The sequence below is a fragment of the Pseudomonas sp. NY15374 genome, assembly GCF_048068255.1.
Classification (GTDB): Bacteria; Pseudomonadota; Gammaproteobacteria; order Pseudomonadales; family Pseudomonadaceae; genus Aquipseudomonas; species Aquipseudomonas machongensis.
The window spans coordinates 1-22,790 of the sequence record NZ_JBLUPZ010000005.1 but is presented as its reverse complement, the minus strand read 5'-3'; the positions used below and the strand labels follow the sequence as shown (position 1 = coordinate 22,790).

Annotated in this window: 34 protein-coding genes, 1 tRNA gene and 1 pseudogene; 8 read left to right on the top strand and 28 right to left on the bottom strand. The window is 58.7% G+C overall.

All coding sequences use genetic code 11. The features are described from left to right. The 11 genes from ACNFHO_RS12750 to ACNFHO_RS12700 all read right to left on the bottom strand — a co-directional run bounded on the left by ACNFHO_RS12750 (position 1) and on the right by ACNFHO_RS12700 (position 8,642). Positions 1 to 393, bottom strand: a complete 393-nt coding sequence (locus ACNFHO_RS12750; RefSeq protein ID WP_416766569.1) for a hypothetical protein — start codon at positions 391 to 393, stop codon at positions 1 to 3. A 3-nt stretch (positions 394 to 396) separates the two neighbouring features. Next, entirely contained in the window at positions 397 to 774 is a 378-nt protein-coding gene (locus ACNFHO_RS12745) for a hypothetical protein (protein WP_416766568.1), read from the bottom strand. Positions 775 to 777: 3 nt separating this feature from the next. Next, positions 778 to 1,218 (bottom strand): HeH/LEM domain-containing protein, encoded by a 441-nt coding sequence (locus ACNFHO_RS12740; RefSeq protein WP_416766567.1) that lies wholly within the window; start codon positions 1,216 to 1,218, stop codon positions 778 to 780. 47 nt (positions 1,219 to 1,265) lie between these two features. Further along, positions 1,266 to 2,243 (bottom strand): major capsid protein, encoded by a 978-nt coding sequence (locus ACNFHO_RS12735; RefSeq protein ID WP_416766566.1) that lies wholly within the window; start codon positions 2,241 to 2,243, stop codon positions 1,266 to 1,268. A 3-nt stretch (positions 2,244 to 2,246) separates the two neighbouring features. After that, entirely contained in the window at positions 2,247 to 3,020 is a 774-nt protein-coding gene (locus tag ACNFHO_RS12730) for a hypothetical protein (protein ID WP_416766565.1), read from the bottom strand. Positions 3,021 to 3,121: 101 nt separating this feature from the next. After that, positions 3,122 to 3,712, bottom strand: coding sequence for a hypothetical protein (locus tag ACNFHO_RS12725; protein ID WP_416766564.1), 591 nt, complete (start codon positions 3,710 to 3,712; stop codon positions 3,122 to 3,124). Between the two features lie 23 nt (positions 3,713 to 3,735). Next, the gene (locus ACNFHO_RS12720) at positions 3,736 to 4,830 is read right to left on the bottom strand and encodes a minor capsid protein (RefSeq protein ID WP_416766563.1); all 1,095 of its coding nucleotides are present in this window, start codon (positions 4,828 to 4,830) and stop codon (positions 3,736 to 3,738) included. Further along, entirely contained in the window at positions 4,757 to 6,208 is a 1,452-nt protein-coding gene (locus tag ACNFHO_RS12715) for a DUF4055 domain-containing protein (RefSeq protein ID WP_416766562.1), read from the bottom strand. The genes ACNFHO_RS12720 and ACNFHO_RS12715 overlap by 74 nt, the downstream gene beginning before the upstream one ends. After that, positions 6,208 to 7,503 carry a terminase gene (locus ACNFHO_RS12710; RefSeq protein WP_416766561.1) on the bottom strand — a complete coding sequence of 432 codons (1,296 nt, stop codon included), beginning with the start codon at positions 7,501 to 7,503 and terminating at the stop codon, positions 6,208 to 6,210. Before ACNFHO_RS12710 ends, ACNFHO_RS12715 begins: the two co-directional genes overlap by 1 nt. Positions 7,504 to 7,510: 7 nt before the next feature. Continuing rightward, positions 7,511 to 7,987, bottom strand: coding sequence for a DUF2280 domain-containing protein (locus tag ACNFHO_RS12705; RefSeq protein WP_416766560.1), 477 nt, complete (start codon positions 7,985 to 7,987; stop codon positions 7,511 to 7,513). Between the two features lie 31 nt (positions 7,988 to 8,018). Beyond that, positions 8,019 to 8,642, bottom strand: a complete 624-nt coding sequence (locus ACNFHO_RS12700) for a putative metallopeptidase (RefSeq protein ID WP_416766559.1) — start codon at positions 8,640 to 8,642, stop codon at positions 8,019 to 8,021. A gap of 375 nt (positions 8,643 to 9,017) precedes the next feature. Here ACNFHO_RS12700 and ACNFHO_RS12695 point away from each other — a divergent pair, with 375 nt between their 5' ends. After that, positions 9,018 to 9,476, top strand: coding sequence for a hypothetical protein (locus tag ACNFHO_RS12695; protein WP_416766558.1), 459 nt, complete (start codon positions 9,018 to 9,020; stop codon positions 9,474 to 9,476). 238 nt (positions 9,477 to 9,714) lie between these two features. Here ACNFHO_RS12695 and ACNFHO_RS12690 read toward each other — a convergent pair whose 3' ends face one another. The 16 genes from ACNFHO_RS12690 to ACNFHO_RS12615 form a co-directional block, all read right to left on the bottom strand. Next, a complete protein-coding gene (locus ACNFHO_RS12690; protein WP_416766557.1) occupies positions 9,715 to 9,906 on the bottom strand; it encodes a hypothetical protein in 192 nt (63 codons plus the stop codon). Then, complete coding sequence (locus ACNFHO_RS12685) at positions 9,903 to 10,028, bottom strand: hypothetical protein (RefSeq protein WP_416766556.1); 126 nt, start codon at positions 10,026 to 10,028, stop codon at positions 9,903 to 9,905. Before ACNFHO_RS12685 ends, ACNFHO_RS12690 begins: the two co-directional genes overlap by 4 nt. A 56-nt stretch (positions 10,029 to 10,084) precedes the next feature. Then, positions 10,085 to 10,348, bottom strand: coding sequence for a hypothetical protein (locus ACNFHO_RS12680; RefSeq protein ID WP_416766554.1), 264 nt, complete (start codon positions 10,346 to 10,348; stop codon positions 10,085 to 10,087). Position 10,349: 1 nt separating this feature from the next. Next, entirely contained in the window at positions 10,350 to 10,673 is a 324-nt protein-coding gene (locus ACNFHO_RS12675) for a peptidase M48, Ste24p (protein ID WP_100413161.1), read from the bottom strand. A gap of 81 nt (positions 10,674 to 10,754) precedes the next feature. Further along, positions 10,755 to 10,828: transfer RNA gene (locus tag ACNFHO_RS12670), tRNA-Ser, on the bottom strand. Positions 10,829 to 10,919: 91 nt separating this feature from the next. Continuing rightward, on the bottom strand, positions 10,920 to 11,177 hold the full coding sequence (locus tag ACNFHO_RS12665; RefSeq protein WP_416766552.1) for a hypothetical protein: 258 nt from the start codon (positions 11,175 to 11,177) through the stop codon (positions 10,920 to 10,922). A 109-nt stretch (positions 11,178 to 11,286) separates the two neighbouring features. Further along, positions 11,287 to 11,550, bottom strand: coding sequence for a hypothetical protein (locus ACNFHO_RS12660; RefSeq protein ID WP_416766550.1), 264 nt, complete (start codon positions 11,548 to 11,550; stop codon positions 11,287 to 11,289). Positions 11,551 to 11,674: 124 nt separating this feature from the next. Further along, a complete protein-coding gene (locus ACNFHO_RS12655; protein ID WP_416766548.1) occupies positions 11,675 to 12,361 on the bottom strand; it encodes a hypothetical protein in 687 nt (228 codons plus the stop codon). Beyond that, positions 12,358 to 12,960: a recombination protein NinG gene (locus tag ACNFHO_RS12650; protein ID WP_416766546.1), complete on the bottom strand. Its 603-nt coding sequence runs from the start codon at positions 12,958 to 12,960 to the stop codon at positions 12,358 to 12,360. Before ACNFHO_RS12650 ends, ACNFHO_RS12655 begins: the two co-directional genes overlap by 4 nt. Beyond that, positions 12,951 to 13,265, bottom strand: a complete 315-nt coding sequence (locus ACNFHO_RS12645; protein WP_416766544.1) for a hypothetical protein — start codon at positions 13,263 to 13,265, stop codon at positions 12,951 to 12,953. The genes ACNFHO_RS12650 and ACNFHO_RS12645 overlap by 10 nt, the downstream gene beginning before the upstream one ends. After that, positions 13,265 to 13,663 (bottom strand): recombination protein NinB, encoded by a 399-nt coding sequence (locus tag ACNFHO_RS12640; protein WP_416766542.1) that lies wholly within the window; start codon positions 13,661 to 13,663, stop codon positions 13,265 to 13,267. Before ACNFHO_RS12640 ends, ACNFHO_RS12645 begins: the two co-directional genes overlap by 1 nt. Continuing rightward, entirely contained in the window at positions 13,656 to 13,877 is a 222-nt protein-coding gene (locus ACNFHO_RS12635) for a hypothetical protein (protein WP_416766540.1), read from the bottom strand. The genes ACNFHO_RS12640 and ACNFHO_RS12635 overlap by 8 nt, the downstream gene beginning before the upstream one ends. A gap of 169 nt (positions 13,878 to 14,046) precedes the next feature. Continuing rightward, on the bottom strand, positions 14,047 to 14,850 hold the full coding sequence (locus tag ACNFHO_RS12630) for a hypothetical protein (RefSeq protein WP_416766538.1): 804 nt from the start codon (positions 14,848 to 14,850) through the stop codon (positions 14,047 to 14,049). Continuing rightward, the gene (locus tag ACNFHO_RS12625) at positions 14,840 to 15,823 is read right to left on the bottom strand and encodes a phage replication protein (protein ID WP_416766536.1); all 984 of its coding nucleotides are present in this window, start codon (positions 15,821 to 15,823) and stop codon (positions 14,840 to 14,842) included. The genes ACNFHO_RS12630 and ACNFHO_RS12625 overlap by 11 nt, the downstream gene beginning before the upstream one ends. 1 nt (position 15,824) lies before the next feature. Then, positions 15,825 to 16,136 carry a transposase family protein gene (locus ACNFHO_RS12620; RefSeq protein WP_140174336.1) on the bottom strand — a complete coding sequence of 104 codons (312 nt, stop codon included), beginning with the start codon at positions 16,134 to 16,136 and terminating at the stop codon, positions 15,825 to 15,827. A 2-nt stretch (positions 16,137 to 16,138) separates the two neighbouring features. Then, complete coding sequence (locus tag ACNFHO_RS12615) at positions 16,139 to 16,351, bottom strand: YdaS family helix-turn-helix protein (RefSeq protein ID WP_201212899.1); 213 nt, start codon at positions 16,349 to 16,351, stop codon at positions 16,139 to 16,141. A gap of 87 nt (positions 16,352 to 16,438) precedes the next feature. Here ACNFHO_RS12615 and ACNFHO_RS12610 point away from each other — a divergent pair, with 87 nt between their 5' ends. From ACNFHO_RS12610 to ACNFHO_RS12590, 5 genes and pseudogenes are all read left to right on the top strand, one after another. Continuing rightward, positions 16,439 to 17,179 (top strand): LexA family transcriptional regulator, encoded by a 741-nt coding sequence (locus ACNFHO_RS12610; protein ID WP_416766533.1) that lies wholly within the window; start codon positions 16,439 to 16,441, stop codon positions 17,177 to 17,179. A 2-nt stretch (positions 17,180 to 17,181) separates the two neighbouring features. Beyond that, positions 17,182 to 17,416: pseudogene (locus tag ACNFHO_RS12605) on the top strand (hypothetical protein). 248 nt (positions 17,417 to 17,664) lie between these two features. After that, positions 17,665 to 18,633: a hypothetical protein gene (locus tag ACNFHO_RS12600; RefSeq protein ID WP_416766531.1), complete on the top strand. Its 969-nt coding sequence runs from the start codon at positions 17,665 to 17,667 to the stop codon at positions 18,631 to 18,633. Between the two features lie 6 nt (positions 18,634 to 18,639). Next, positions 18,640 to 19,227, top strand: a complete 588-nt coding sequence (locus ACNFHO_RS12595) for a hypothetical protein (protein WP_416766529.1) — start codon at positions 18,640 to 18,642, stop codon at positions 19,225 to 19,227. Between the two features lie 161 nt (positions 19,228 to 19,388). Continuing rightward, the gene (locus ACNFHO_RS12590) at positions 19,389 to 19,817 is read left to right on the top strand and encodes a hypothetical protein (RefSeq protein ID WP_125929521.1); all 429 of its coding nucleotides are present in this window, start codon (positions 19,389 to 19,391) and stop codon (positions 19,815 to 19,817) included. A gap of 44 nt (positions 19,818 to 19,861) precedes the next feature. Here the strand turns inward: ACNFHO_RS12590 and ACNFHO_RS12585 are convergent, their stop codons facing one another. After that, entirely contained in the window at positions 19,862 to 20,689 is an 828-nt protein-coding gene (locus tag ACNFHO_RS12585) for a hypothetical protein (RefSeq protein ID WP_416766527.1), read from the bottom strand. 494 nt (positions 20,690 to 21,183) lie between these two features. On the opposite strand from ACNFHO_RS12585, the gene ACNFHO_RS12580 reads away from it, so the two are divergent. Beyond that, a complete protein-coding gene (locus ACNFHO_RS12580; protein WP_416766525.1) occupies positions 21,184 to 21,369 on the top strand; it encodes a hypothetical protein in 186 nt (61 codons plus the stop codon). Between the two features lie 167 nt (positions 21,370 to 21,536). After that, complete coding sequence (locus tag ACNFHO_RS12575; protein WP_416766523.1) at positions 21,537 to 22,211, top strand: polysaccharide lyase family 7 protein; 675 nt, start codon at positions 21,537 to 21,539, stop codon at positions 22,209 to 22,211. The last annotated feature ends 579 nt before the right edge of the window (positions 22,212 to 22,790 follow it).

Below are 22,790 nucleotides of genomic sequence, written 5' to 3'. Positions count from 1 at the left end.
TTACTTCCTCAATTGGACTGTCCAGGTGGCTTGAGCAGGATCTTCGGACACGTTCAGAGCCCGATATCCGCTCACCTGGTCGCCGATCTTGGGCGCTGCAGGGGCATCGGTGACGGCGCCAGCCTGCCCCTCGAACAATTCGTTCTGCAGCACCAACAGCTTCACGTCCTCGGTTTGGATGCGCGAGCCGTCGATCTCCTTGGCCAGGTAGCTGCCGAACACACCGCGGCCGGTGTAGTGGAGCGTTGAGGCTGGAACTGTGCCGCCGATGGCTGGGTCATACCCGCCCTTGATGGTGCGAGTACCCGCTACCGGCTTTACTGCGTCGGCAAGGCCTTCTGGATCGTCGAACGCTTCCGCCAGTTCGGCCTGGAGTTCTTCGCGCATGCCCATGGGTCAGATCCTCTTGAGCATCACGGTGCCAGACCGACGGATCCAGGGGGCGATTAGGTCCAGGGCAAAGTTCTCTCCGGTTGAGCGGTCCATGGAGCCAGCGACATAGGTCTTGCTGGTAGACGTGCCAGCCTGTGCCGAAACCGTCTTGCTCTGCACCTCGCGCTGGGTGTCCTTGTAGAGCTGGCCGGCCGCAGCTAGCTTGGCCACCTGCGCGCCGGCAGTCACGATTGCATCCGGCACCGGATCTGGCACCGGGCGCTTGATCTTGGCCGTTAGCCAGGCGTTGGCCATGGTCACGGCAAGGCCTGCATCACCGGTACCCGCCCAGTCCGGACCGAGCTTCTGGTCAACATCAGCGACGGTGATGAAGTCGGTCATGGCTTATTCCTTCGACGGGATCAGGGCCTGCAGATCGGGCTTGTTGAGGGCGGGATCGAAGGCGATGCCCTGGGCCGTCAGCCAGGCCTTCAACTGCGGGACCTTCATCTTGCGCGGGTCGGTCTCGTCGTCGCCGCCGTCCTCGCCCTCGATCGCTTTGTCGATCTCAGCCTGGCTGCTGACCGGGGCATAGCCGTTCGGCGGGTAGGCCGAAGCCTTATAGCCCTGCTCAAGCCACTGAGCGATGGTCGGTCCGTCCAGGCGCAGGCCTTCCTCGATCTCGCTGACGCTGATGCCTTGGCGCTGGTAGGCCTCAGTGATGTGAGGGGCATCGCCCTGCACGGCCACCGAGGTAGCGCCGTCGATCACGCCGAAGAACTGGTCCAGGCGGCGATAGCAGGTGCCGCGCTCGCTGCCCGGCGTGTTGGAGTAGATGACTTTCATGCTGATCTCCTGCGCAGGGCGCCAGGACGGCGCCCCGCATCATGGGGTCAAGGGGTGGCGGTGCCACTGATGACCGCGGCGAACGGAACCTGCTTGCGGTCGAAGACGCGCTTCCAGTTCGCTGCTGCGGCATACTGGGCGGCGGTCGGGCTCAGGTTGCGGTTCTCGCTACCCTGCCAGCTGAAGCCGGCCGGCTGCAGGATGTAGGTCTTACGCTCCCACAGGACTTCGGCACCACCGCCGTTGCCGCCATCTGGCTTGCGCTGCATCTCGACCGGCATGTGCGGGTCGCCCTCGCCGTAGCCGAAGGCACCCTGGCCGAAGAACAGCGACAGGTACTGGCCCGGCGCGTAGGTCAGGGCGTCGTCCATGAAGACTGGCTTACCCAGGTAGGTAGCCAGGATGATCTTGCCCTGCGAGTCGCGCAGGTATTCGATCATGTCCTGCTTGACCATCTGGTTCATGACCACCGAATGCACGCCGATCGCGGCAAACATGTCGGCGGCGTCGCCTGCGGTGAACGCTGCGTCCTGGAAGGCATTGGCGCTGATCGAGGCGCCCGAGTCCTTGACCATGTCACCGCCGTTCTGGGCGATGTTGGCGGCGATGATGCCCCGCCCAGCCCCCATCAGGTAACGCTGCCACTGGCGGGTCCAGTAGGTGCCGAAGCGGTTGCGGATGTGCTGCATCGGCTCTGAGTTGGCCAGCTCAGCAGTCAGGTCGGAGACGCCGTAGCCTTTGTTGAGGTACAGGGTCCGAGCGCGCATGCTGCCCTGCTCGGCCTTGCCGACGGCACCCAGGTCGTCAGGGTCGTCGTTGGAGATGTTCGGCGCCTCGTCGGCATCGAGATCCTGCCAGTAGCTGATCTCGGAAGTGCCTTGGCCGTTCTTCGCGATGTTGTCCAGGGTGGCCGAGCGGGTGATGATGCCCGACTCGTAGACGGCGGTCTTCTCTGGAGAGTTCACCGGCTCCAGAGTGCCGTAGTAGTCGGCAACGAAGATGTCCGACAGTTGGGTAGATGCCATGGGTTAGGTTCCTCGGGTGGCTTGGAGTTTTTTGAATGCTTCGGGGTTGTCACGAGCCATCGCTGCACGCTCGGTCTCGGTGTACTCGCCCCATTTCTTCGTGGCCTTGCCACCATTGTCGCCGGTCTGTCCGGCACCCTGAGCCCTTGGCCACAGGTGGGATGCGGTCTCGCGCAGCGATTCCGCCCATTCGAGGGGGGACAGCGGAGTCTTGCCGTCCTTCCCGTACACGACTTCGCCGGCACGGTCAGTGGCAACGGGCTCGCCGTCCTCGCTCAATTTGAAGGTACCGCGGGCGCGGAGGATGATGTCCTCGGCAGCCTCAGGCAGCGCTCCGGCCTTGATGGCAGCAGCGCGAATCGAGTCGGCCAGCACCTTGTCGCTGTACTTGGCAGCGAAGGCCTCGGCCTTGTCCGCACGCTCGTTGGCGGCCTTGACCTGCTTGTCCAGGTCGGTGCGCAGGCGCTCGGTGCGGCGGCTGATAACTTCGTCCAGCTTGCCCTCAGCAATCAGCTTGGTCTCTTCGTCTTGGCCGACCTTGGCCAGCAGGCCCTTGACAGCGTCGATGTCTAAGCCATCGAACTGGCCTTTCAGCTTATCGAGCTCGGTCTTGATGGTCTTGTTGGAGCCGATCAGCTCGGCATTCTTGGACTTGAGGCCCGAGACCTCGCCGTCCAGGAATTTCTGCACCTCGCCGCCAAGTGCTGCTTTCAGTGCGGCGGTTTGGGTTTCGTCGAGGGTGAGGCCGTGGGCGGCCGGGTCGAAGTCAAAAGGCATGTGGCTATCCCCTTGGGATTGATTGGCCCGCCTGACGGGCATAAAAAAGCCCCGACAAGTGCCGAGGCTACAAATAACGAGATGAATCTGGCGTATTCAAATCAGGTAGATGCAGGCGTCTCACGGAAAGCTTCCCGCAGCGCAGCCTTAGTCTCCTCCAGTACGGCAGCGTGGAATGACCCGAGAGTGGTCTTGACTTGGATTTCCAAATCTTCCAAGTCATCAAAATTTCTCACTGCGTTAATTGCAATGGTTTCGAACATGTCTGGAACCGTTACGAACTGAAGGTTTTCCGCGTAGTTCAAGGACTGTGGCAACGAGGCATTCTGCCCTTCGAAAACGAACCGTTTAATGGGGAGAATTGTGTCGGTCTTAGGCGAGTAGAACCCGACACCAACAACCCGTGCTGGACGCTTGCCTTTTGATACCACTGAAATAACCCACCGCCTTTCCTGCTGGATTTGTTCGATCACTAAGTCTTCGACATCTTCCTTTCGATGCGAGTGTGTCTGCCACAACGCAACTGCAACGGCCGAGAATGCTCCGGCTCCTGCTACCCAGTCTCCCACGCTACCCCATGCGATCACATAGCGTACCGTGGAGGTCGGGTTCATGTTGATTCCGATGGTCACGCCCGCCAGCGCGCAGAGTACGCAAGCGAAGACCGCCCCCAACCATAAAAAGTATTTCATGCGGCCTCCTATAGAAGGCCGCGTTATATCAACCCTGAGCGCTCAAACGCTAGCGGTTCTAATTCCTTGAGCTGGTCCAGCGTCAGCGGCTTGAAGTTCTTGTCCAGCTGCAGAGCGGCGAAGCGCTCGGCAGTCAGGCCGCCATCGCGGAACAGCTTGCCACGCGCCGGCCCCAGCGCAGCGTCTTGGAACGCCGATGGCTGCGTCTTGAGCCACTGGTAGTAGCTCAGGCTTGCCGAGACCTGCGCGCTTCCATCCGCGCCAACGGACGCCCGTGTGGCGCCTTGCCCGAATAGCGCCGACAGCCTGGTGATCGGCGTGATAGTGGTTCGGCAGTGGATGTGGAATGGTGGCACAGGCCCCTTGCCCATCTCGTACTCGCGGCCATCCAGGCTCCTGCACTGCGCGCTGGTCTTCCTGTCCAGGGTGGCGACGATCCGATATCCAGGTACCACCTCGGCATTCGCCCTGAGCGTTTCCATGCGCGCGGTGGTGGCCACATGCTGGACTGCGGTCTGGACGACTGCCCGAGCACTTCGGTTCGTGACCGCAAGCACGCCGTCTGTAAAATTCTGCGCCGTGGTGCCGCGAATGGCCTGGGTAATCTCGGCGTTGGTCTGGCCCTGCATGACACCCATCCGGATGGCGTTGGTTACCCTGTCCGCTTCGATGCGGGTCCAGCCGCTCAGGAACGGCTTGAGCAGCTTGCCGCCATCGACGCCAGAAACCTGCAGGGGCTGCGTGTTGATCGCTGCCCTGAGCAGCGAGTCTACCGGCATTACTGCATCGATCAGCAGCGCCTTGGCCAGGCTGCGGCCTTCGAACGCCGCCTCGTACTGCGCGATGTCCACCAAGTCGGACTGCATCCGGTCACTGAAGGCCTTATAGATCTCCAGCAGCTTGCCACCTAGCCGCCCCAGAAATTCCTCCAGCCGGCTCCGGCCGTAGGTGGTCAGCTCCTTGCGGGTGAGTTGGTCACGGACATGGCTGTCTGCCCGGCGCAGGTAGGTTTCGAACTTCTTGACCTCACCAGCCTTGAGCCGCTCAAGCAGTACCGAGTGGCGGCTTACCTGCTCCAGCAGCTTCTCGTCCGCCGTTTGCTCCGGTTTCGTCGCCATCGTCTTTGTCCAGGTTGACGCCGCCCGCGCCGTGCTCGTCGCCGATCAGCTCGGCCTCTTCGTCGTAGGGGCGCTCGGGAAGCTTCCCGGTGGTGAGGTATTGCCAGTAGGTCTCTGCACTGATGGTGCCGGCCATGACGCTCTTCTGCAGCTCGGCCAGCACCTGGGCGTTGACCTCGGGAATCACGAACTCAGGTTTGACCGTAAAGACGACCTCGTCCGGGTTGAATCCGGTCCACTCTGCGGCATACCGCAGGGCCTGCTCGATGGCCTCCGCCGCGGTGATGACGATGCTGTGCAGCGTGGCGTGCTGGTCGTTCTGCCTGGTCTTGCGGGCCTCGCCCGACTCGGTACCGGACACGTCCATGACCTTGGCGCCAGCCTCAAGGGCCGCATTCTTCTGGTCTTCCATCGCCGTCCGGACGGCTTCAATGCCGGCGCCCTGGAACTCCAGATAACCGCACTGGCCGTTAGGGCCGAGATCCCATGCCGCAGACGGCCCTGTCACGCTAAGTTCCACGCTCTCGTCCAGGCCGGACACCCACGGTTGCGGGTGGCTGGTCTGGTGCAGCGCCGTGAAGTAGTCGGCGCTGAGCTGGTACGACTTCAGCGCAGCCCGAGCCATTGTCAGCAGCGGGACTTCGTCCACATCTGGCGAGTTGTCGGTGGAGCCACAGTAGATGACCGGGATGTAGTCCAGGCCGCGCACCAGGTTGTTGCTGCCGTCGACGGTACCCAGGGGGCGGTCGTCTTCGATCAGCTCACCAGCCTCATTACGCACGCCAGTGCGGCAGACCGAGCCGTCCATGTAGAACTCGCGGTAGACCGTCTCGCACTCGTGGCTATAGCGATCCTGCTCCTTCCGCCTGAACTCGCGGAACACCGATAGTACAAGGTCCTGACGACCACCTTGGTCGGCGGTGTCCCAGTTGATGGCGTTGCGCACTGCATAGGTGGCGAAGTACGGCTGGCCCGCGTCGTCAATGTTGACCACCAGCGGCACCCGGCCATGGGAAATGGCCTGGCGCACTATCCTCAGGAACAGTTGGGTCAGGCCGAAGCCGTCAGCCGTGGCGTTGCCCTCCAGCCCCTTGAGGCCCGCGGGCAGCTTCACCTCCGGGATCAGTCGAGAGACCAACCCCATCATCGAACGTAGCGAATCCCGCACCCAGTGTTCGTATTGAGCCCGGGCGGTGTAGTTCTGATACAGGTAGGCGTTGCCGGCGCCGTCCAGCTTCTCGGCCTCGACCATGCCGCTGGGCTTGGGCAGGTTCCGCGGGCTGCGTTTGATGGCGCCCTCGCCCTCCAGGGCGTCGTCCATCATCCGCCACTCTTCGATGTGAGCGTCGTAGTCTGGGTTGGTGGATTGAACAGGCATTACGCCAAACCTCCGATGCGGCGGGTGCCGGCGGACTGAGTTTTGATCGGGAACCGCTTGGCGATGAAATAGCCCGCGGCGTCGTTCATGTGGTCGTGACCCTTCTTCGGATCTTTGTCCGGCTCACCCTTGTCGGTGTAGGTTTGTCGCTCCAGGCACTGGGTCAGCTGCGGGCACTGGTCGATGTTGACCTTCAGGCGCCGCTCCCCGTATGTGTTGAGGAACATCGAGTTCACCGCGTTGATGCGATCCTTCACACCGGGGTTCTGCGAATCGACCACCACGGTGAAGCCGGCCTTCTTGAGCAGGGACAGGTCGGATTCGCTGGCGTTCTTGCTGCTGGTGTTCTGGCCGCTGGCGTCCGGGTAAACGGAAACGCTATGACCCGAGAACCGCACCTTGATCTTCTCGATCATCTCCGGCGTATCGCGCACCGAGTGGAACTCGTCGAGCGCCAGTGGCAACCCGTCACGGACCACGTACACAACCGCGGCCATCTTCATTACGTTGAAGTCCATGCCAATGTGTATGGCCTCGCCTGGCTTGATTCGCTCGCTGGTGCTGCACTCAGCCCGGTCGAAGGTGTAGTAGACGACCCCGGCATAGTTTTCGAAACCGGCCTCGTACTCCTGGCGGAACGTACGGGGGTCCATCTTGCGGCGAGCGGCATCCAACTCTTCAGCCGGGACGTTACCGCCCTGCAGCGAGGTGTACTGCCAGCTCTTGTGGTCAGGCTCACCGCCTGGCTGCCCATCGCGATAGGTGTCGTAGCAGTGATTGAAGCCCTTAGGAGTGCCGATCCGCAGCGCATGTCCGCCCTTCCTCGACTCCCCTGTCTGGGGGATCGTGTACTGGCAGGTGGAAAGCATTGGCCTGAGCACTTCTTCCCAGGCCGCCCAAGGGCAGTCCGCCCATTCATCCACCAGGACGAAGAACAGGCCTGAACCCCGCAGGTTGTCGTAGTTGTCGAGACCGACCACGCGCATGACGTGGCCGGACTTTAGTGTGATCGAGCACTCGGTCTCGTTCGGCCGGGCTGCGCGCCAGGTCTCGGGTATCGCCTGCTTCAGCCGGCGCCAAAAGACCCGCTTGGCCTGCTTGAACGTCGGCGCGCCATACCAGATCTCGTCCTCGACGCTCACACCCCACTCTGCAGCCAGGCGGGCCGCGCGGCGCATTTCAGCTTTGCCGAGGAACGTCTTGCCGAACCGCCGACCGCAGACCGCATCGCGGAAGCGCGCCTCAGGCTGAAAGCCCCAGACATAGATGTTCGCCTGCTTTGGCGTCAGCTTCACCGGTGGGTCATAGGTACGGGGTAGTCGGGACACCTTCGTCTGGCTCCAGCTTGTACTCAGCAACGGCGTGCTGCTGGTCCGCCTGGGAGCCCAGGGGCTTGTCTAGTTCAATCTTGCGGTTGACGTACATGTCGCCGCATTCCTTGGCCGCCTGCTCGTACAATTGAGCGGTTAGGGCCAGGTTGCGCATGTTCTCAGCCTTCTCAGCCATTCGGCCAAGACCCCGGAGCCGGAACGCCCTGTTGGCGATCGGTATCTCTGCCGTCTCCTCGCGGAAACGCTTGCGGGTGTCCTCGAACAGGGTCCGCCACTTGGCTGCCAGGTTGGCGCCAGCTCGCTTGGTTGGGTCGTGCTGCTCCACCTGCTGGCGGGTCACATCGATGTTGAATTCTTGCTTAACGGCTTGTGAGACCTGGGTGGGCGTGTCAAAGCACGCCAAAGCCTGAACGATGAAGGCTTTCACATCGCTTTTCAGGGCTGCCATAGGTTAGATTCCGTCTCATGCCTGTCTCACATCAGGCCGACTTGAGCAGACAGGTTCCGCAGGCCCTCGCAATGTTGATCTTGGCCACCTCAGGCGGCCGGCTTGCAGCGTCGATAAGCTGCTGTACGTCTTCGCTTGCACCGTAGCGCTTCACCACTCCAACGAACTCTTCGACGTCGTGGCCGCGCATTTCAAGCTTGGGCAGGCCATCCTGGGTGAACTTGGGCGCGCCGTACTCATCGGTCGCCTGGGCGATGTGGTAGAGCTCGTGTTCGACCAGGGCGCAGAACTCGGCGTCGGTGCACTGGGCGCAGTAGTCGGCTGCCAAGGTGATCAGGTAGGCCGGCTCCTCGCCGAACCAATCCCGCATCTGTTGCTCTTGCCGGGCCTTCTGCCATCCACCTGCGCGGAACATCAGCTGCTCGGCCTGGCCTAGCACCACCCTTCCCTGCTTGGCGAATCCAGAGGATGCCCAAAGCACTCCAATGTTGGCGTCGATCAGGTGAGAGTGGTCTTCGTTGTGGATACTGCCAGTGTTAGCCAGGATCTGGCGGCTGACCCAATCCCACACTTCAGGAGCTGGCACCAGACGTATTCCGAAATCAGAGAGCTCTGAAAGCCCAAGCAGTGATTGAGGAGGAATAGGTCTTTCCATCGGTCACCTGACATTCAAAACGCGCACGAATCAATTTCAGACCGCAAAGCGGGGCGAATACGGCCCTCACGGAAGAGTTAACCGCGGAGGATAGGAGGCTCACACAGTAAGTGGAGTTACGACATGCAAAAAACAGAAATTGCCTTGGTCTTGATCCTCAGCATGGTCGCGGCTTGGCCATGGCTAAAAAAGCTCTTCACCTGGAAGTCAGCACTGATACTCGCCCTTGGAGGGGTAGTCCTCTGGCAAATGGTTAAGGCTTAGTCAATTAGAAACCCGGCTCGGAAGGCTCGTTCGATCGCCTCCCAGTCGGGCTGCTTTGTTGTCATTCAAATACCAACGCTGTATGAATACGATTTTTTGAAGGAGATTCTCATGGCTTCGAATATGGAGCGCTTTGACCTACTAACAGGGGCCGTTTTTGCTCAGCTCTATGAATCATTCCCTGAACCGGTGCTCCTCGACCCATATCATTTCCTGGCGCAAATAGCGCCTGAAGGACAGGATCAGGATGTTCAGAACGAACAAGCTTTCGGCGCTATCGAGTTCTTCGGTCACACCATTGACTGGCTGACACGAACTGGGTACCTGACCCACACAACAACAGTGCGGAGGGAACTGTCGATTTTTGAGGACTGCGTCCTCACAGCGAAGGGGCTTGAAGTTCTAAAGGCTCTACCGGACAGCGTAACTGGAAAGAATTTCGGCTCTCTGTTACAGGACGCCGCGAAAAACGGCGTACTGGATACAGTCAAATCTCTCGCCGGGAAGGCCCTTGCCGTCGGCGCGAGCATGAGTTACTCCGCGGCCGCGTCTTGGATGGCGAATCCTTAAGTCATTCCTTCTCCAGCAACACATCAATCATTTTCTGCTCCGCCAGCCTAAAAAGCGCTAGGGCCTGAAGATCATCAGCAGCCGGACCGATGCCGAAAGCCATGACCTTCCCTCCAGAAAAGCGCTGGGCTACGGCACCGATTGCGCACGGGCCGATGTTGCCCTGCTCTAGGTCGTCGGCGATCTTGCTTAGCGCCTTGACCGTGTCGCCCCCCCTCTCGCTGGAACTCGACGACCTTCACGATGACACCATCTTGTGGGTCTCGGCATGGGCGTGCGCGTGCAGAATGGCGGCGACCAGGCCCTGAGGGAGGCCAGCGCGCTTGGCATCATCGATAGCCTTGGCCACTGCTGCATCCAGGTCATTGGTTGCAGCTACCACATCCGCCGGTAGCGGCAGGACGTGGCGGAGTCGAGTTACGTTGCTCATGCCAGCACCACGCGAATGTGCGAGAAGACCCAGATCAGGCCCTCGATCAAAGCCCAGCCGGCTATAGCGCACATCAGGCCGAACATGATGAACGCTCCGGTCATGTCGGGAAATTGGCCCATCTGCATGTCCTCAGGCTCGCGCCACGAAACGGCGCATCTCAAATTTGTGGCGCGGATCAGCCGAAGACGTGACCACGGCGCGCCCAGGCATAGGCAACAACCCCAGCGTGCAGCATCACGCCGAATGGGTTTACCCAGTGACCTTGCAGTGCGGTGACGAATGCCCCGAACCCGCCAATGGCGACAAGGTAGAACGCAACGCTCAACAGTGGCTGATCAACCGGGCGCACCTTGCGCAGGTAGTCACATGCAGCGACCACCACCAGAACGCACAGGAACACGTCCAGCGCGGTAAGCGCTGAAACCAGGATGCTGTTCATATCAGGCACCTCGCGCCGTGACGAACGACCCCATGGCAGCCTTGATTGCCGGGATGATGTTCATCGCTGTGAGGCCCAGTACGAAGGCTACGCCGCACAACAGGTCATCAGTGACAGCGAGCTCGAGCTTGGGGGCAAGCCAGGCGGTGACAGGCTGCGTCAGGTAGACCGAGAAGCCGAATCCGGTAGCGACCGCGGTAGCAGCCTGGAACCGAGTCAGGTCCTTGAGGAAACCGAGCGATAGGATCGAGCCGATGAAGGCAGCCATCACCACCCCATACTTGCCCAGCACTACGCTGGCGGCTGTGCTTGTTGGTTCAGCCATAGGGGTGTCCTTGGAATAAAAAAACTTGCTTGAGACCCTCATTAGGGCGCGGGTAAGTGCGAGGATCAGCACACAGCGAATTGGAGCGGGTAGAGGGAATCGAACCCTTCTTTACTCAGCATGGAAGGCTGGCGACGAAACGTACGCTTACCCGCAGAAACGAAAAAGCCCAGCGCAATGATGGCTGGGCTATAAATCCTTCACGCCGCACGACAGACGAGGGATCGGCGAGTCGCTGTCTTTCGATTAAGAATCTTCCTGCTTTTTCCTTAGCAAAGCCCTGACCTTAGATTCAGGCTCCGGCTCGGCCTCCGCAACATGCAGTAATTCGAGCTCAGTAATAGCGTTTGCTGCATCAATTGCCGACAAGTAAACGCCATAAATTCGACCGTTATGGAATACAACCCAAAACCATGACGATTCAGGGCAAAGATTTCTGGCGGTTTTCTGCCACTTCTCGCTCAGATCATCGATATGAAGTCTATTCGTCCATAAATCAAGCATGCGCCAACCTCCGTTATCACGAAGACGGGATGTTGCCTGAATTAGTCTCTAACGGATACCGCACCACCAAAAACCCGGCGCTTGGCCGGGCTTTCAGTGCGGCCTGCGATCAGACCGATTTGATGAACGCGTTCCACTCATCGATGGCCTCGTCGGCCGCCGAATTATGCTTGCGGACGGCGTCCCGCTGCTCCTCAACAAATTCCAGCATGCAGGACTTGTACTCCTCGACATCGCTCAGGAATTGCTCTCGCTCGTACGCATCTTCGAATTCGTAGGGGATGATCGGCTCGCTGCAATCATGCGAAGGCTGCATGAAGTCGGCATTGACGAAGGAGGAGAAAATGGCAAGAAGCAGGAGCGGCGTTCGCATATCCTTTGCCTCGCAGCAAAAAGCCCGACTGGACCGCCGGGCTTTGATAGCCACTCCTCAATACGCGCAGGAATGACAGGATGGGGATAATTTCGCTCAGTCGCTCACTGATGTCAATAGGCGATTACGCGGCATGACTCAGAAGCAGGCCTTCAGCCTCCAGGATCTGCTGAACCTGAGTCATCGCCTCATCGACCATCCCGTTGAGTTTTTCGTGGATGTCGGCCCGCCACCGGCGCCTGGTCGACTCTGGGGCTGCATCGAGGTCCCAGGTGTTCATGTCGTAGAAGCTGTCAGGGAGGATCAGAACATCTTCCTCTAGCGCTTCGACGCGCTTTCGCTCCGACGCTCCCACAGCCACTGCGGCACGAATAAGGGCCTCGCGGCGCCACTCAGGCAGATCCAGAGATATGTCTACCGAAACCGACTTGGTGCCCTTACGGCCAGCACCTGGAAGCTTCGGTATGGCCCAGGCAGTGACCGCCTTGAACACAAACAGCGGCTTGGCCGGGCTCGCGATAAGCGGCTTCACAGCGGCGATCGCCTGCACCTTCTTCGCCTTGCTGGTGCTGTACTTCGCCACCAGTGCATCCCAATGGCGCGGAATTAGCTGATGGTGGATGCGCGCCGCCAGCCAGTAGTCGACCTGTGTTCGGTCCAGATCGCCACCGCCGGACGACAGCGAAGCGAGGCAGCCACCCTCCTCCTCGTTCGGGTTGTACAGCTTCTGCCAGGCCTGGCCCTTCGCCGCGCCCTTCTCGCCTGCCGCCAGGGCGGCAACCACTGCTCCGGATACGCTCGAGTAGATCATGCTGCTGCCCTCCTAAGGTCTTTGAGTTTTTGCCTGTACAGCGCCTTGATGGCCTGCAGGTCTTCGATGGTCAGGCGCAGGGCCTTATGAGGGCCTTCCAGCCACTCGACCTGGTCTACACCGATGCGCTTCACCAGCCGGATGCGGTACTCGACCGCGTTACCCGACAAGTTGCGGTTGCACTTCACGCACTGCCGGTGGACGTTCAGCGGCTCGAACCGGAGTTCCGGGCAGGCTCCCACCGACCGGTAATGGCCGGCGTCCCAGCGGCTGCCAGTGATGAGGTCGTGGTCGCTCGGCAGCGAGTCGCAACTGATGCACGGCAGGCCGGCGTCGCGCTCGCGGATGTAGGCGTTGAACGCGGCTTGGGTTTCGGCAATGTGCTCTCGGCGCGTCTTGAGCTTCTCCCGGCGCTCCTGCAGGTCTTGGCGGGCCTGCTTGGTGATGGCCTTGGCGGCGACCTTCTGCAGCTTCGGGTCTTTGGCCGTGGCTCGAGCACAGGCCATGCTGCACACCTTCTGCGTGGTCATCGTCGGGTGGAAAGGCTTGCCGCAGCCCGGCGCGCGGCACTTCTTCGGTTTGATCTCGGCTACGCGCATGGCTCGGCCTCCTTGGCTTTCTGCTGCTCGGGAGAGAAGTCGCCGCGCAGGGGCATGAGGAACTGCTCTCTGCATGGCCCTTCGGAGGTCGTCACGCCGCGCTTGTCGGTGTACTGGCCATCAGTCAGCCGAACGAGCCAGATACGGTTCTCCTCGACGTTGTCTACCCAGCCGCCAGACTCAAGGAAAATCACTCGGTCATCCCCAAGGTATTCAATCAGCTCCACCGTTCTACCCAGCGTCTCGTATGCCGAGAGGGTGCCGACGATCAGCGCCAGCTCGCCCGGCTTGAATTGATGGCTCATCAGTACTGCCCTCCCCACCGATCAGGCTCAGTCCAGCGCACACCGTGCTCGGCGCCGAAGGCGTGCATCACTTCGAACAGGTCGCTGAACCACTTCTGCGACTGCTTGCGGGTCGAGACGCCCAGAACGACGAAGCCGCCGTCGATCCCCGGCACTGCGTCTTGCTTTTGCACCGCCGCGCTGAAGATGTGCTTCCAGTCCTCGTCAGTGAGCTTGCGGCCGTACCACTCCACCTGCTGGGAGACGTCACGGAGCATGGCCCACATCTTCCGGTTGCAGACGTCCGGGCGCTTCTCGTCCTTGATCACCACAACCTTGGGCTTGGTCAGGTCGATGGCGTGCAGGGCGCCGTATAGGCGGCTGAGGTCATGGGTGCTGCGAATTGCGAACTCAGGCATTGGCCACCTCCTGCAGCTGCTTCTCCGCGGCACGCACCCTGGCGGTGAGCTGGCTGATCTCATCCAGCAGCCCCAACGCCACCTCCTCCACTGTCGTCTGGTCGAGGAACTCGTCCAGGGCGTCCGTGTGGCGCTCGAGGGCATCGCTGCCAGCTCGCCAGGAGACGACCACCGACCACAACAACGGCTGGAGCTTTTGCTTGTCGATAGTCATGCGCGGCCTCCTTGCAAGCGAATGGTTAACTCAGCCATACCGCCCCCTTGATCAATACTTTTCGGATTTATAAAATCTCGCGCAACGGCCTCAAGCCCGCGGAAACCTTGCGGAAAAGTGTCATCGCGGGTGAGAGGTCGATCAGTTTTCCTGCTCAAGATTTCACTCTTCACACCTCCTCCCCGGCCGGCTGAACGGCGTGCTTGATGTTCAACTGAGTAATGGCAGCGCGTGTCTGCCGCTTGCGTAGGTAGGTATCGACGCGGCGGCGCTGGACTTCCTTCGCGCGCGCTTGGTCCTTCTTGGCCTGGGCGGCCTCGATGATGCAGCGCACCTCAGCGAGCTTTTCGCGCACCTTGGGGCTGGCCTTGGCCTTCACCCGGCCAGTGATCAGGCCTGCGATGGCGCGACCATCTTCAGTGGGATGAGCAATTCGCAGGTGCTCCAGATGCTTGGCTCCCACCTCTTGGCTGATAAGCTTCGAGCGCACCGCCGATTCGATGGCGATCACGCGACGGGAAGCGTCATAGCCCAGAGAGACTTCCCACTTGGCTGATAGCGCCGCAGCCCGGGCGGCGATCACCAAGCGCTCGTAGGCACTCATGAAGGCCATACGGGCGCCGACCTTGTCGCCAGCCTCCAGCACAGGACCGGACGCAGTCATGGCCTGCCGGATCTCGGCAGTCATCACCACCGTCTCGCTTTCGTCGCTGGCCGAGAGCGCGATGGCCCAGGCTTCGTCCTTGCCAGGGTGACCATCAGCGGCCTGCGCTTGCTTGAGGATCGCGGAAACGGTCAGGCGCCCACCTTCACGGCGGCAAGTGCGAAGGGCATCGGACAGCACGCCCTCGCTGTACTCACGCAGGTCCTCGACCATCAGCAGCGCAGCGCCCTGGGTGAGCTGCTGGCCCATCAGCTCAGCGGTGGCGAACAGGGACAGCAGCAGTTGGTCTTGCTGGTCTTCACTCAGCATGGGTTGCAGCCCTCTTGGCTCGCAGCGCTTCCAAGGCCTGCTCGGCAGCGCTGTAGTTGGCTTGGGTTTGCTCAATCTGGCGGGCAGCAGTGCCGGTCATCTGGCGGTTGGTCACCCACTGGGTGTGGTATGCCTCGGCGTTCTGGAGCAGGTCGCCAAGGCTGTGCATGCGGTTGACCAGCTTGCTGTCGTTGATCCGGACGAAGTAGGCGGCGACATGGTGGGCAACTTCGACGCCCAGGCGGTCGACCAGCTGACCGATCTGGCCACCGGCCTTGGCGTTCCACACCGGCCATGCCCCATGACGATTGCGGTAGGCCATGGCGTAGTTGGCCCAGGCCTTGAAGGTTTTGCATGTCGGGTCTTTCGGCCCCGGCATGTCGGCTGGGATTTCGCATCGCGGTGCAGCCGAAGAAACCAGCATCAGCGCGGCAGGTTGCGACGGCGCAGCCGGGGCCTCCTGCACACTGTGACTGGTACCCTGATTGGTATCCTGATTACTGGTATCCTGATTTGTCGGAGATTTTTCCGACCCTGGCTCGGATTTTTTTCCGACCTTGCTCGGAAATTTGTCCGACCTTGCTCGGAGATTTTTCCGAGGTGCAGGATCGGATTTTTTTCCGACCTTCTCTTTCATGGTCGGATATTTTTCCGACCCGTCCAGCTTCTTGTTCCACTCCTTGCCCTTCTCGGTCAACTGAACAAGAGTGATGTTGCTGGTGCTGGAAAGGTTGATCAGGCCGGCACCTGCAATCGCCTTCAGCAGGCGGTAAGCGGTATCCGGCTTGTCGGTGAGCAGCGGCAGCTCCTCTACGATCTTCGCCTTGCTCAAGGCGTAGAAATCACCATTGTCCGTCTTGACCAACGTGGCCCAGCTTGGGCACTCGTAGACGAACGCGAACAGCAACGCCTGCTGGGCATTCAAACCCCAGTCGAGCGCCTTCGCCTGATTGATCGTGACGGTGAATTGCATGTCAGTCCCACCCCAGTGGGCCCGGCCGCTTCTTCTCGGCCTTGAGACCGATTCTGGCCATGGTCTCCAAAGCGGAAAGGTACTCTGCAGTCACGACTACTGCAGTCTGTGGGACAACACGAAGGCCCAGCATCGCCTGGACTTTCGCCCAGCGCTGGTACTCACCGTCATTCCAGCGGGAAACCGTCGACTCGCTGCAACCCGTTTCCAGGGCAATGCGCTTTTGGCTGACCTGTGCAACCCGCTGCAAGATCAGGGTCTCGATCTCTCGGGCGATGTCACCCTCGCTGAGGCTTAATTGGCTCTCGGACATGGTCACGCCACCATCTCTGCTCTGACCAGCGCAGGACAAAGCTCCACGGCTGAGAAAAGACCCTCAGTCTCGGCTTGCGCTCGCAGAGCTGTAACAGCGCTCATGCCATGGCGACCGGACACCCAACCGGAAACTGTCCCCTGCTTTACCCCTAACGATTTAGCGGTCTTAACCTGGCCACCGAAATGGTCAACAAGGCGATCGTAAATGCTCATCGAAAACCCTCCTTATAGGATTTCCTATAAATCTACACATAGGAACACCTGTTTGCAAGGTTATCGGACCACCTATATAAGAATCGAATGAACTACAGCCAACGACTCAAAGCCGCTCGCAAGCACGCCAAGCTGACCCAGGCCGAGCTATCAAAAGCCGTGGGAATTACCCAGACATCCATATCCGACTTGGAGAGGGGTAAATCAGCATCGTCTACATTTAGCGCCAGCATCGCTCGCATCTGCGGTGTCAGCGCTCTATGGCTTGAAACTGGCGAGGGCAGCATGACAGTCGATGACACTGGTTCTGCTGGATATCCGTCACAGGGCCCCGCATCAAGCGAGACAATCAACATCGAAGGCCTGCCCGCCCCGCTGGCCCATAAGATCAAAAGCTACCGAAGCCTGGTGGATGTACCCCGCTACGACATCGAGGGATCCATGGGTCCAGGCTCGGAGCCTCCCGACATCAACATGGTTGTTGAGCACATGAGCCTGGATGCGAATTGGGTACGCCAGAACCTGACCTATACCAAGCTGGAGAACCTGAAGCTCATTTCAGGCCGTGGTGATAGCATGGCGCCGACGATCCGCAGCGGTGATGCGGTGCTCGTAGATGCTGGGGTCAACTCGGTTGAAGACGATGCCATCTACTTCTTCCTCATGCGCGGGAAGCTGCAGATCAAACGGATACAGCGGGGCCTGGACGGGCTGACCATCATCTCTGACAACGGGCAGTACCCGCCAATCGAGGTGCCGGGCGATCGCGAGACGGACATCACCGTTCTGGCTCAGATCATCTACTGGTGGACCGGGCGGAGTTTCTAGCCATGCCCCTAACCCAGCCCAACCAAGACCTCCGCCGCGACCTTCGGGCCTAGCCTCCGACCTAAAATGGTAAGCCGTCGAGCTGATGCGAATAGCGGTTCGCCTGAGCGAGGCAGGAAACGAGGCTGACGCCCAGGCAGTAATCAGGATCTGCCAGGTGATGCAGGCTGGGGAGGATCGGTTGGTGGGTATGGGGATGAGGTGAAGGCGGGAAGGATGGAGCGGCAAGGGAGTTAGCTGTACGCGGACAAAAGAAGCAGGCAGAGATCCGCGATTTTAACTTCAATTAGATTTCTGAAATAAAGCTGCTAAAGCGATTGGATGTCGCAAACTCAAAGATACAAGCCTGTATACCATTCACAACCGATGCAGACACAGGGACAGTTACAATGTCTAACGGAAGAAAAACGATAACTATACACTATAGAAAATTCGTTAGGCCGGATCGCTCAAGGTTCACACTTGAAGAAATGGTCCGCTCTGCGATGGATTACCCAATCGATGGTGGAATCCAGCTAAAACATCGGTACCTTGAGCGTCTGCGTGAAGATGGTACAGACAATTATTTCATAAATTTGTATCAAGACTCTGCACAAAGCCTGGGGTTTGTTTTTGGCGACATATTGCATTTCTCAAAAGGACATCTGCAAGCTCTCGCTAAAACTGCAGACCAAAATGCGCAATCAGTACCAGTGCAACAGCTAAAAGCCCCCGAGCAATCAGAGTACGTCCATTCGCAAATGTTTTGGATGATTAAGGGTGACCATGCTTTTGTAGTTCAGAGTATGTCTCTTAAATCTGCTGACCTGGAAGCATATCTTTCGTGGCTTCTAAAAACAAAATCCAACACTCTCGACCTGAACGATACGGTGACACTCTCCTCAAAATTCGATATAGATGATGTCGGGGGCGAGCTTGCAGATATACAAGAGATAGTAATCGGCGGCGTGGCCACTCCGCCACCTTTGAAATTTGAATCTGACGCACCACAGCCAACTACCGTTGAAAAAATCAGCGAGGTAACTCAGCATGGCCAGATCGACACAGGAAGAACTACTGGGTGGGCGACCGCGCGGAAAATCCTAGCCGAGCTTTTGGGTGGAGATGCCAATGTCACGTCTCTTATGCAGTCGGTACCGCCAGATGCCGAGCTCGACGTGCAAGTGCACATTGGCTTCAAAACTAAAAAACGAAAAATTGATCGTGTAGCCCTGACGCAGCTCGAAACCGGCCTGCGTAATCTTCCAGATAGCCAGTTACAAGTTAAAGCCAAGGGTGGCAAAGTAGGAAGCGATGGATCAATTCGCCTGCACCACAACGCATCCATAAAACTCATAAAAGCGATGGATGGAAATAACGAGATAATTGGATCGCTTTTAGACCCAGCAGACGTAATGCGTGCTACAATTGAAGCATATTCTACGTTTGTAGCTAACGGGAAAATCCCGGAGTGACCGATAATGCGGCAGTCAACCAAAAGGAAAATAGCATCATTAATGCTGCCTTTGCTTGCAGGGGCTGCTGCCGCTCAATATACACCACTATCCTTCTGGTATGATATGAAGGAAGGACTTATTGCGTTTCTTGGATTCCTTGCCGCGTCACTAATGCAAGTAATGCCAATCACAGCCAACTTTGTCCAAACAGACAAATTAAATCCATCCGAAGCGAAAAAGATAGTGGACTCGCTAACTCGCCAGCAGCACTATTGGATTGGATTATTGAGTGCGACAATAGCAGCACTGTTAGCGATTATAATATTTTCTGCGCTAAAGTCGCCACTAGAAACATACACCAAGACATGGCACGGGTTGTCCTATTCTAGCATTGGCTGCTTCTTCATTGCCTACTTGTTTTGCTTTGTATTAATTAAGATGCTCGGATTATTTGAAGGCATGCTATCCCTGCATAACTTAAGAGCAGAGCTAGTGATTATTTCAGCCGATCGAGCGGCGGCTGAAAAGAAAGATTCAATTCAGGCGAGCGCAGGCGAGATTCGCCCGATGCTTCCTGAGGGCTACGGCGCGATAGCTAAACCACCGCAGTAGCCCGCCTCGGCGGGCTTTTTCATGCCTGGCGATTTCGCGCGCATGTACCCAGCCTACGGCTCCAGCCCCTAAGCAGATGAGTCAATATGCCATCATCTGCGATAAAATCCCCCTCCTCCCGCGGCGTGCGGGAAAGTCGAGAAAATCAACAAGGGTCATGGATGTTCGCGCTTCGTACTCTGGTGGCTGCTGCCGTTATCGCAATGACAACCGGCTGCGCCACAGGGCTCAACTCAACACAAGAATCAGAGCTCGCCAAATACCGGGCCAATAACATGGCTGTACAGGAAAAGAGCCCAGGAGGTGCTGCTGCGCTGGGCCTTCTGCCGGGTGGCGGATCGTTCTACGGTCGTTCGTACGGGTATGGCGTGGTGAACCTACTGTTCTGGCCTGTCTCGATCCTCTGGGATCCAGTCAGCGGCTACAATGCAGCGGAGTCCATCAACTACCAGGCGACCAGGGCGCATGTGGCCAGCCTGAAGCGGCACGATATGGATCTGCTCGACACCAGGCTGTCGACCAAAGAGATCGATTTGGAGCGATATACGCTCGAGAAGCGCAAGGTGGATGACAAGTACTCCAGCCTCTGATGCTGCGAACGGAAGCCCGCCTAGCGCGGGCTTTTTTGTGGGCGTTAAGCCTTCCCTCCGTAGCGCTCCCAAGCCAAGAGCATATCTTTCATGGCGCGTTTTTGAGCGTCCGGAAGGGTAAAGTCATTGTAGTACTGCTTACCGTCGAACCTGATGGTCACCTTTTTGGCGTCTGCAATTTTTCTCAGCATGGCCTTGTTCTGGGCAACAGTGTCCGACCACTCCCAGATTCCGCCATAACCGTTATCTCGCTCGAAGTCGAGGCTGCCAAGCTGGAATGTCTGATCGTCAGCCTTGATCGTTACGCTTTGGACGAATAGCCAGCTATCAGAATGGTATTGGAGCTTCAGCCTCAACGGCATAACCCTAGAGTTCTCGCCTTCCAGTCCGAAGTACAGAGAAAGATGGGTGTTCGTAGTGGGGATTGACTTGTGGGAAACCCAGGTTATCCCTTTGATCTCATCGGTATTTTTCTTCAGTTTTTTATCCAGCTCGGCGAGGGCAAGCCTCGTCTCCTCTGCTTTCTTTGCCTCTGCTGCCAACCTTTCGTTTTCCGCAGCCTTTTCTTCGCGTGCGATGGCGTCGAGCAGAGCTTTTGCCGTAGCCGCCTCTGGTTTCTCCGGATGACGTGCGACCAGGTCTTGCAGGCCTAACTTCGCAGCCGCGTTATCTCCTGCGGCCTTGGCGTCCTTCGCTCGCGCCAGCAGTCTTTGAGCCCCGTTTTTTTCAGCATCCAGTTCCGCCTTGAGGGCGACTACCTCGGACTGCAGCTTGCTTACTTCTCCTTGAAGCTGCTCAGCCATTTCCCTGTCGGCATTCCCGCATCCGGCAAGCGCCAACCCAACAGCCAATGTCAAAACCGCCCTCTTCATCGCCAGAAACTCCTTGTGTGGTTGGATGACTCTATCAAAACGCCATCACCCACACGACACCTTGGCATGACCTTAAGGCGTGGTTTTGTGGGTGAGCGAAATTTATAGGAACACCTATTGACCGTTAAAATAGGACCTCCTATATTTCAACCCATCGAGACGGCAAGCCACCCAGCCACTCGGGAGGCCCTCAAGCCTCACCGCTCTTTAACAGCCAGCGCCATGCCCGACTACCCGGCCCAGCCGGTTAGGTCACTCCCGGCTCCATCGGTGGGAGGTCAGTAAACCGATGAACAAAACCGCACTTGCCTCTACCGGCGACCGGCGATCCGACAGGCCCGAAAGCCTGCCCACGCGCAGCCCACTGCGACGGCGGACGAGGTGTTGACCGAACTGAGTGAATGACCTGGTAAGCGGGTGCGGAGAAACACCACGAGATTCACTGAAGCACCTGGGCGACCGGGTGCTTTTGGAATCCACTGGAGGAACACGACATGCACCTGAAAGACCAAGGCTTCAAGTTCTGCATCAGTCCGGACAAAAAGCAGGGCCAATGGCTGCACCCAACCGTGTTCAAGGTCATGCACCCCGACTGGACCGGCGTAACGGAATGGCCTACCGAGCGGCTGGTTGCCTATCTCAAGCAAGCGCCGCAGCAGCAAGAGCTGTTCGTGGCATGACGATTTCACTGGCTGGCCTGGCTACAGGGTCAGTTCAGCCCAGACGATACGCCCAGCTACGCATCCCTCTGCGCACTCCGAGAGTGCCCAGAGGGATGCGGGCGCCCGCATCACGGTTGGAAGGCAATCGTGCCAGGCCAATGATTTTATCGTCAGGAGAACACCCCATGACCGTAAACATCAGCAATCTAACGATCACCACGCCCGTACCAGTATCTTCGACAAATCCAGTCGCCCTTGAGGTGAACGGCGCTGTAGCAATCGCCCAGCTCCCGAGCGTCTTGAAGGTTCTGAGTGACGGTTCTATCCAATTTTCGGCTCCCACCAAGGGCGCCTCGAGCAAAAGCACCCATCGGACCCGCTGCGAGTGGTCTGAGACTACAAACTGGTCCCTGGCCAGTGCAGCAAACCACCGCAATCGTCAGGAGATGGCCCTTACCAAGGTCAACTCTGCCCAGAAGGTCGTGATCTCGCAGTTGCATGTGCGAGGCGATGACGGCCCACCGGTTAAGGTGTTCTGGAACAAGGGCAACATCACGATGGGCTTCCGCACAACCTATAACCTGGCCACGCCGGTGAACACGACTGTGCTGAAAGGCGTCCCGATCGGGGCGAAATTCACCGTTTCCATCGACGTCACGACCCAGGGCTTGGTGACCGTTTCGGCGCAGTGTAACGGGGTGTCGGGCTCGTCAGGCGCCCTGCAGCTCGACGACACCTGGGACTCGCATCTCTTCGAGTTCCACGGCGGAGTCTACAACCAGATCGACTACACCGAGGCCACGCCAGCCGAGGATGGCTCAATCTGCATCATCAGCAGCCTCTCGCTGACCCACCGCTGACCTACCGACAGCCTGTCGTTAACTGCCCGATGCCCTGCTCCCCATCGCAGGCTGCATTGGGGTGTGATCTGTGAGACGTGGCCGCTGAAACCCAAGCGCTTAGATGGATGCGCCGAAACGCGGAAACGGGGCGCTCAATACCAGATCACACCCCGATGCATCTTCAAAGCAGTCAAAAAAATTGAATCAGCTAATTGCCTGCTTGGTCAGGAATTATGAACGCAGTAAATCTGACGAGGTAACAGCAATGACTATCCAGGCAGAGACACTCGCTCAACTGACCAAAGCTCTCCAAGAGCGCGGCATGAAACTCGTAACAGACGTTGCATTTACCAGAGCGCCATATCGGCAAAACCATCGGTGGATCTGCATCGTCGAGTAGCAATTCTATTTGCCGGCGGCTCGGGCTAAGACCCCACCGCCGGCCCCGACACATAGCGTCAACGACACACTACCTAGATCCACCCCCCTTCCCTTCACATACGACCGCATTGGCAGGCGCCAGGCCACCTTTCACGGTGGGTTTGGTCACCCGCGCCTGGCTCCTGACCAATGCGGCCGCACAACCAATCTGGAGGA